This window comes from Calditrichota bacterium (assembly GCA_014359355.1).
GTDB lineage: Bacteria > Zhuqueibacterota > Zhuqueibacteria > JANLFK01 > Oleimicrobiaceae > Oleimicrobium.
Window position 1 is genome coordinate 1 of sequence record JACIZP010000207.1, and the last position, 8,940, is coordinate 8,940.

Annotated in this window: 7 protein-coding genes; 2 read left to right on the forward strand and 5 right to left on the reverse strand. The window is 59.9% G+C overall.

Annotated features, from left to right (window positions below; all coding sequences use genetic code 11):
- The coding region (locus H5U38_09345; protein MBC7187224.1) for a sodium/solute symporter at positions 1-1,125 on the forward strand (1,125 nt) is incomplete at its 5' end.
- 24 nt (positions 1,126-1,149) lie between these two features.
- Complete coding sequence (locus H5U38_09350) at positions 1,150-2,610, forward strand: aminotransferase class V-fold PLP-dependent enzyme (GenBank protein MBC7187225.1); 1,461 nt, start codon at positions 1,150-1,152, stop codon at positions 2,608-2,610.
- Between the two features lie 1,141 nt (positions 2,611-3,751).
- Here the strand turns inward: H5U38_09350 and H5U38_09355 are convergent.
- The 5 genes from H5U38_09355 to H5U38_09375 all read right to left on the reverse strand — a co-directional run bounded on the left by H5U38_09355 (position 3,752) and on the right by H5U38_09375 (position 8,278).
- On the reverse strand, positions 3,752-3,952 hold the full coding sequence (locus H5U38_09355) for a zinc ribbon domain-containing protein (protein MBC7187226.1): 201 nt from the start codon (positions 3,950-3,952) through the stop codon (positions 3,752-3,754).
- 16 nt (positions 3,953-3,968) lie between these two features.
- Entirely contained in the window at positions 3,969-5,516 is a 1,548-nt protein-coding gene (locus H5U38_09360; protein MBC7187227.1) for a hypothetical protein, read from the reverse strand.
- A gap of 154 nt (positions 5,517-5,670) precedes the next feature.
- Positions 5,671-5,913, reverse strand: a complete 243-nt coding sequence (locus H5U38_09365) for a hypothetical protein (protein ID MBC7187228.1) — start codon at positions 5,911-5,913, stop codon at positions 5,671-5,673.
- Between the two features lie 49 nt (positions 5,914-5,962).
- Positions 5,963-7,852 (reverse strand): hypothetical protein, encoded by a 1,890-nt coding sequence (locus H5U38_09370; GenBank protein MBC7187229.1) that lies wholly within the window; start codon positions 7,850-7,852, stop codon positions 5,963-5,965.
- A 9-nt stretch (positions 7,853-7,861) separates the two neighbouring features.
- Entirely contained in the window at positions 7,862-8,278 is a 417-nt protein-coding gene (locus tag H5U38_09375; protein ID MBC7187230.1) for a response regulator, read from the reverse strand.
- Between the last annotated feature and the right edge of the window lie 662 nt (positions 8,279-8,940).

Genomic DNA, 8,940 nt, shown 5'->3' on the forward strand with positions numbered 1-8,940 from the left:
ATCATCGCGGGCAGCTACACCATCTACGGCGGGCTCAAGTCGGTGGTGTGGTCCGATCTACTGCAGGGGGCAGGACTGCTCATCGGCGGGGCCCTGGTGACCATCCTGGGACTGAGTTTCCTGGGGCACGGCAACCTCGTCCACGGCTGGCAAAGCTTTGCCAGCGCCAATGCCCACAAGCTCCACGTGGTGCTCCCCTGGAACGACCCCGATGTGCCGTGGCTTGCGGTCTTCGTGGGAGGCCTGTGGATCCCCAACCTCTTCTACTGGGGCCTCAACCAGTTCATCACGCAACGCACCTTAGGGGCGAAAAGCGTGGCTGAGGGGCAAAAGGGCATCATGTTGGCGGCGCTCCTCAAGCTCTGCATCCCCTTCATCATCGTCATCCCGGGCATCATGGCCTACCAGCTCTTCGGCAACGAGATCACGGTGGCCGACAAAGCCTACCCACACATGATCAGCAGGCTCCTGCCGCCCCAACTCCGCGGCGTCATGTTGGCTGCCCTTGCCGGTGCGGTGATGAGCACCTTCAACTCGGGATTGAATTCGGCTTCCACAATTTTCACCATCGACATCTACGCCAAGTACCTCAGGCCGCAGGCATCGGCGCGCCACCTGGTGCGCGCGGGCAGGCTGGTGACCACGGTGATTGTCGTGGTCGCTTGTCTGTGGGCGCCCATCATCTCCAGGTTCAAGGGCGTTTTCAGCTACATTCAAGAGATTTGGGGCTTTATCTCGCCGGGAATCGTCGCGGCGTTTCTCGTGGGGTTAGTGGTCAAGAAGGCACCACCTGCCGCAGGCAAGGCGGCCATGCTCATCGGTCTGCCGCTGTACGGATTCTGCCGCTTCGGGCGCTTCATCTGGCGCATCCCTGGCCTGCAGAGCTTTGCTCCTGGCGCACAGCGCGCGGTGGCGGCTTTCAACTCCTGGGCTTTCCTCCACCACATGGCGCTGGTGTTCATCGTGCTGACCATTTGCATGCTCGTCATCACCAGGGCTCGGCCGCTCCAGAAGCCGGTGACGCTGCCCGTCTCCTCCCTGGACACCCGCCACCACCCGCACGTGTACCTGATGGGCACTGTGGTTATCGCCCTCACCGTGGCGCTGTATGCCATCTTCTGGTAGGCAGAGACAACGATGGGGACCGCCATGCACAGTTCTTCGCAAGTGAGGATCGACGACTGGTCACCGGAGGAGTTCCAGCAGCACGCGGAGCGAGCACTCCACTGGGTGACCTCGTATTTGGAGAACTTGCGCAGCTACCCGGTGCTCTCGCGTGCGGCGCCGGGTGAAGTCAAGGCACAACTCCCCGTTTCTCCGCCCGAAGAGCCGCAGCCATTTGCCGAGATCCTCGCTGACTTTGAGCGGGTGGTCCTGCCCGGCATCACCCACTGGAACCATCCGCGTTTCTTCGCCTACTTCTCCATCACCGGTTCCTGTCCAGGCATCTTGGGCGAGCTCATCGCCTCGGCGCTCAATGTCAATGCCATGCTCTGGAAGACCTCGCCGGCGGCAACCGAACTGGAGCAAGTTGTGCTGGACTGGCTCAGGCAGATGGTCGGCTTGCCGCAGGACTTTCGGGGGGTGATCAACGACACCGCCTCGGTGAGCAGTCTCTGCGCTATGGCCGCGGCGCGCGAGGCTGCCGGCTTGGCAATCCGCGAACAGGGTCTGAGCGGCAGAAGCGACCTGCCGCGCCTGTGCATGTACACCTCCGACCAGGCGCACTCGTCCATCGAAAAAGCGGCAATCGTGCTGGGCATCGGCCAGCAGTGGCTGCGCAAAATCCCTTGCGACGCGCAGTACCGCATGGATGTTCGTGCCCTGGAGCAGGTAATCCGCGCGGATGAGGCTGCTGGCTGTCGGCCGCTGTGCGTGGTGGCTACCATCGGTACCACCTCGACGACCAGCGTCGACCCGGTGGCGGCGATTGCCGAGCTATGTGCCGAACACGGCCTGTGGCTCCACGTGGATGCGGCCTACGGAGGTGCCGCGGCCATTGTGCCGGAAAAGCGCCCCCTGTTCGCCGGCTGGGAGAGGGCCGACTCCATTGTCGTCAACCCGCACAAGTGGCTCTTCACCCCCATCGACTGCAGCGTGCTCTTCTGCCGCAGGCCCGAGGTGCTGCGCCAGGCTTTTAGCCTCACGCCCGAGTACCTGCGCACCGCCGAGCAGGACCAGGTGACCAATCTCATGGACTATGGCGTCTCCTTGGGGCGGCGGTTCCGCGCCCTGAAGCTGTGGATGGTCATTCGCTCGCTGGGCACTGCAGGCATCGCGCAGGCGCTGCGGCAGCACATGGCCTATGCCGAACGGCTGGCCGAGCTCATTTCTGCCCACTCGGACTTTGAGTTAGTGGCGCCGGTGCCTTTCAGCACGGTGGTCTTTCGCTATCGGCCGCGCGGCGTGCCGCAAGAGCATGTCAATGCGCTCAACGAGCGACTGCTTGCCGCGGTCAACGGTACCGGAAAGGCTATGCTTTCCCACACCGTGCTGCGCGGCACCTATGCCCTGCGCTTAGCCATTGGCAACCTGCGCACCACCTGGGAGGACGTGGAGCTTGCCTGGCAGGTGGTGCAGGAGGAGGCGGAGAGGGTGGGGCGGAAATAGGGGGGAAATAGAGCAGAGTGGCCAATAGGAGCTGGGGAATGGGTGCCGTGGCTGCCGGCCGGTCGTGCTCTCAAGGTGGAACCGCAAATTGCTGGTGCCAGAGGACGCAGACGGGGTGGAATTGCACGTGCTGTTAGCAGGGTCCAGCAAAACCCAGTCTCTCGCGAGGGTCGCAGCCTTCGTCGAAAGGTGTTAACAGCATGAAGCATTAGGGGCTGGTCAAGGCTGTGGCGGCCCCGTGGTGGGGGGAACCTCAACACTCCCGCTTCGCTGGAGCTTTGCGCCCCACGTGCGCCTGTCGCGGCCGGTCGCTAGGCCAATCCGTAACGGCCGCAAGGAAGAGCGGTCCGGATAGAGGAGACCAAACGCGCCCCCATCCCAATCAGAAGGAGTTCTGGGGTCGATATGGACTGCTCCTTTGGCTGCGTTGCGCGCGAAACATCCCTCCCGAACTGGGCGGCGGGCAAGCAGCCGTTCGCGGAGATGTGGCCGAGCATGCCATGAATCGACGCCCCGCAATTACTCACCAAGGTGGTGCTTCTTGTTCGCTTACGTGCGGCCCTTGCCGTTCGCTTCGGCACCGACACGCACAAAGACAAGGCAACATCAGGAGATATTTCCTCGGGGCTTTCTACCTCGGGCACAACTTGTAGGGCCGGACACTACGGCTCGCCGACGGGCGCTGCCCCGGCGGGACATCAGACCTCAAAACGCTCAGTGATTTCCCCTTCTCTTTCCACCCGCCTTGGCCCTGCCCGAGAAGGACCACCCCCGCAGGAGCTCCTCCTTCCGCTGAACTCGGTGAGCATGTGGGCGGCGCGAAAGTCCCCGACTTCAGGCAGCACTGAAGGGCGGAGCGGGCTGAACAGGTTTCCTGACGACGGGCGCGAAAGGAAGGGATCTGCGAAAGTGATTTAGGCCGGCAGGTCTATGCCTCGCCCTGAACGACCCGGCGGCGACGTTCCACTTCTTGTTCGGGAGGGGTTGCCCTTGCGGAGGGTCCACGCCCGCAAAAACGATGGGTGTGTTCCGTCCCCAAGTGGCCCCATTCCCCAGCGGCAGGGTCTCCAACGCACTGGGACGCCTACACCCTAGGCACCGCCTCCCTCTGCTCCGCTCAAGGGGGACCCATGGTACCTGCTCAGCAACGCCCCAAGATGAAAAGAATCGCCAGCAGGACTAAGAAGGCCACGGCCACCGCATCCTTGTACGGCTTGTACGCATCGCCCTGTACGATCTCACCAAGGGTCACCGTAGCGCGCGTTTTCAGGGCCGCGCCACAATTGGGGCATTCGCTGGCAGCATCTGGAATCTCGGCATGACCACAGGCAGGACACTTCATGACCTTTCCCCTCCAATCACTCCAGCGGGAGCCTGTAGTTCCTGAGCCCCTCGCATTGGTCTGGGGTGAGAACCCTCACCTCCCTCGCGCCCATCTGTCGTAGGGATTCGCACCAACGATCAACTCTCTCCTGGACTTGCTGGTCCAAGATGTCCACGAACAGCACTCTGACCCACACCCCTTCCAGCCTGGTCCGTTTCGGTATGTTTCGGCGCTTTGTGTCCCTCATATCGGAGAAAATAAGCAGATGCGCGGCGTACCCGCCGCTCACGGAAGGCGACATGAACCGTGCGGCACGGATGATAGCCCCGGCAAGGTCGGTGTCTGGGGAGCGTGGAAGCCCAATGATGCTGTCCGCCCTTGCCTTCAACCGTGCCTTCTGGGCTGCCACACGGGCACGTAGATCCCTTGGCACAATGTGAGTCGACGGCCGCGGCAGCCACGTGGTCCCAATGAACGGGGGCTCCTTTTCCTCCAGACTTTCACTGCCGATCAAGATGAGAGTGAAAGCATCACCATAGTCTAAGCTGTCGATGTAGCATTTGCAGTTGCTAATTGCGCGGGGTAAGTAGGAGCTGAATGAACCGGAGTTGTCCACCAATGCCACGACGAATCTCCCCCTCTGTACCGGCTCTACAGGGTTGTCGCACTTGCCGGTGCAACCTTGTGCGAGGACCAGTATCGCCACAACCGCAAGCACTCGGAGCAGCTTCATCTTCACCAGCAGAAAGACGACCACACTGGCCACGACTTCTACCACATAGGTGAGGACCGAGAGGAGCGCAGAGAGAAAGTCGTCGATTCTGGTGATGACCGCGTGAAGCACGCCCATGAAGAGCAACACAACTTCGAGAATCGCCCGGAGAGCTGTCGCGACTACCCACCCGAGGACGAGCAGAATGTCACGCAAAGAGAAAGCTGAGAGGGCGGTAGCGATCGGGACTACCACCGTCAAGAAGAATGTAACCCAATAGGGAAGCCTGGCCATGACACGTGCCAGGCCATGCGAAGGCTCCGCTTCGGTCCCCGTCACCTGGTAGATGCGGTACAGGGCAATGCCCGCTTCGGCGAATACCAATATGACCAAGAAGAGAGCCAACAAGCCACCCATGGCCAGCCTCACGTTCTTCGGGAGCTTGTGCCACCCGGTCAGGTCTGTGAGGCCCGAGAGCTCAAGGAGGAAGAAGCCGAGAAGTACCTCGACGAGAACGACCACAATTGAGGCCAGGCTGGCAGCGGATAGGCCCTGAACGCCAAGACCCCCCTCGCTGGGCAACAACAGTTCCATGCCGAAGAAGATAAGCACATAGTTGGCTGCTGCAAACGCCAAGGTAACCGCGAAAAGGAAGAAAGACCCCAGCAGGCGTCCGAGCTCAATGCGTCCACCGAGGTTCGCCTGCATGCTCCTCAAGGAGTTTTGGGCCGGCTGCAGCCAGCCTGTCACAGTTTCGACCACTTTCCCCAGGAAGTGATCGCAGATGAAAGTCACCAACTTGCAGAGGTAGTCTCTCACGATGTACAAGAGCAGCAGACTACCTATAGCACACAGCACAATGGTGAGCATTGCTGTTCCTCCCCTGGACCGGAGTCAATGCGAATTCTCCCGAGACAAGCGCAGACCTATGATTGGGGGTGGCCCTGTGCCTTGTTCCAAAATCGGACAAGAAAGACCTGGACTGAACAGCAAGGGCACAACTCCCACGGGCGGTCGTTCGGCGCTAGTCCTCGCGGTTCAGTCTGACGATGCCCCAGATGGTCATACAGCACAGCAGCAACACAAAGCTAGCACAAAGCGCCGCCTCCCATTCTGCCCTCCCTTCTAGCAAATGCCAGATGGTTACCAGCAGGAGGGACCAACCTGCTGCGAAGACTCCAACAAGCGCAAAGGTGGCACACTTGTGAAACCGGGGCAGATTGCGTTCTTTGTTTACCTGCCCTTGCGTCGTGTCGCTCGATGCCATCTTTCCGAACCTCCCTACTTGCGATCAGTAACACAGGCCTCCAGGCGGTCTACCGTCGCGATATCAGGGTATAGAGATGTGCCACAAAGATCCCCAAATGCAAGAAGCCGAGAAGGACAAGCGCTAGGGTAATGATTTCTGCCGGCGCGTCCAGGGGAGGGGCCCCTGGCTGCAAACCGAAAAACGATATAAAGGCATTCCAGATCTGCGCCCAAAAGCCCCAAGGCATCGCCGGAGGGTGGTCAAACTGCGCGTGCAGGGTACTGGCCACCACGCCCAACGAGAGCGGCCAGATGAAGAGCATGCCAACGAACAGCGCGAATGATCCTACCAGCTCCTCGACATACCAGCGAACAAGCCACAGAGGGAGAAACCAGGGATGGGTGCAGAAGTACCAGCGTCTGTTGAGATCGCGCAGCCGGCGCAGACAGCGCATCTCTTCGTCAAACTGGCCGTACTCGCGGAAGATGCGGGCAAGGGCGGTGACGATGCTCATTTGCGCGTTGAGGACCGAGCGCGTTTTCACACTCGAGTGGAACCAACGGCCCGTGGCCTTAGTCTCCATGTCGATCTCTTTCAGGCGGTTCTTGACGTCTATGTTGTAGCCGACCCCGTAGAACATGCACTCGGCCTTCACCTCCAACTGGTGGCGGAGGGCGATCGACTCAAGTGCCGTGGTGGGAGTGCGATAACCCAACAGCTCCGTTGCCTCCAAGGCGAGCGTCGCGCCGACGATGCATTCCTGGACAGTCTGTGCCTCCTTGAGGATCTTTTCCGCCCGGTCATTGAGCCGGTCCGCTACCATTACGAGTTTGCCGGGTGCGCTGTGCGCCCCCAGTTGTTCTTCGCCTCCCTTTGGAGGCGCCGTGGCCTTGATCCAGTCCCGCAGTTGTGTCCAGTAGTCCTTCAACAACCTTGCATCCTTGAGAAGGTTATACATCCCCCCACTTGGTTTGAATACTCTCTCTATCCTCATTCTTCCTGAGAGGCGCTCTTCCTGAAAGAAAACGCGATTTCGCTTGTATGAGGCACTGTACTTGTGCCCCACGGAAACAAATATGTGTCTGCCAATTCTCTGCAAACCCTGAAACTTGCCGAACCTCCCTTGCAAGTCGGATTGGGGTTGGCTTCTCCCATCGTCAGGAAAGTTCAAGAAGATGTCTTGAAACGTAACCCCTATCGGGGGGGTCACAGTTTCGTCACCAAACAGCTCATCCATCATCTTCCGCGTGCTGACCGCATGAGCCCGATAGCCAACCTTGTAGGCGAGGTAGCCGTGGAGGAACACGTAGGGCTCTTCTTCGTCGATGGCTGCTGCGCATCCTTCTCTCACACGGACTTTGTGTTGTTCCTGCTGCTCGCAAATCCTTGTCCTGAGGTAGTTCCTCAAGCCCGTGGCATCGAACAACAGGCGCGGCTGCAACCTGATGCTCTCTACGAGCTGACCAAGCCCGGATTTTGGAGCGGACCGGCTCCCTGGCAAACTGAGACATTGCCATTTTCTTATCCTTGACTCATCAACAGCCTCCGCGCCATCGCCCAGCGCACCCGACAAAGCCGCAAACAGGTCGGCTCGCCTGTCGGTGAAGCACACCCAGTGGACCTCGGGAAAGGCCATCACGAGCATGGGGAAGAGGGAAAGGACATCCGTGCCGATTGGCGTCCACTTGGAAAGGTCGCAGGCCTGCGCGCACAAAGTCCAATGGGCAGCTCCGAAAAAGCAGGGGTCAAGGATGGCCGTGAAAGCGGAGCCGGCGGAGTTGCGGGATAGCTGCTCCTCCAACGAATCGGCGACGTACTGGAAGGCGGCGAGGCAGTCGTCTTGCGAGACCCCGCCAGGCACCGGGATATGGATCATCCTCTGGCCGACGACAAAAGACCAATAACGATTGAGGCTCTGGTAAAGGCGGGGATCTCCGGAAATTAGGCAGATTCTCATAGGCACCCCTTAGCCGGTTAACTCCCTCACCAGCGACCTGAGTTCGGCAATGTCAATCGGTTTCTTCAGGAATTTGGCAGCACCCAGGTTCAAGCACGCAACCGCAGCGTCAAAGTCGCGGTAGGCGGACATCATCACTACAGGAATCGCCGGATATTGCTCCCTGCACCACTTCAGGACTTCGATGCCGCCCCTGTCTATCCCTGGCCTCGATTCGTCAAGGCAGATGTCCACGAGAAGCAGAGATACGCCCTCGTCGATTTTCGTCTTGGCCTCAGATAGCGAGAGCGCGGTGACAACCTCCCACTCCCCCTGAAGGGCTCTCACGAGAGCCGCCAGGTATTCCGGTATGTCATCAACAATCAATATTTTCGGGCGGTTCATTTTCTGTTTCGCCTTCTCCGAGTAGGAACACCGTCCCGCCACCTATGTCTCTAAATTGCCCTCTGACACCCCTGATAACCACGCTGCAACACGGTTCCGGGGCCGGTCTGCTCCCCTTATCTCCTGCATCCTCTCAGCCGCGGAGACGACCATCGCCTCGCTTTGTTTGCGAGCCGAGAACCCTTCGGCGAACGTCGTACGAGGACGACGCTACTCATGGGACCTCCCGGGGCGCGGAGCAACGCCCGCTGTACGGCCCATCTTCACCGGCCTCACTCCTCCTGCAGGGCAAAAGACCTCCACACTGACCATCTTCTGGACATTGCGAGCACCTTGTGCCAGTATCAAATACGCTTTACCCTTGCCGGACCCGTTGCAGGTGCTCATCCTGCCAGGAGAAAAAAGCATACCCAAGGAGACGGTTTAGGGTGAACTTGAAAAACGCGAGCGCCTCCCACCGCTCGGCCGGCCTTCGCCACACGGCGGCACCTGCGTCACCCAAAGATGCACCAGGAGGGAAACAATGAGCCATTTCATTTCTGCGATAACGTAGCTTCTTCTCATACGTCTTGAAGTCAACCCCCTTCCACCTGTCTTCGGCTCGGTTCTCAAGGCCCTGCAGGCGTATTTCTTGAATAAGCCCCATGTTCAGAATCACGCGATCGTACGGAAACCCCTCCCCGCGAAAAAAGGGGTCGCCAAGT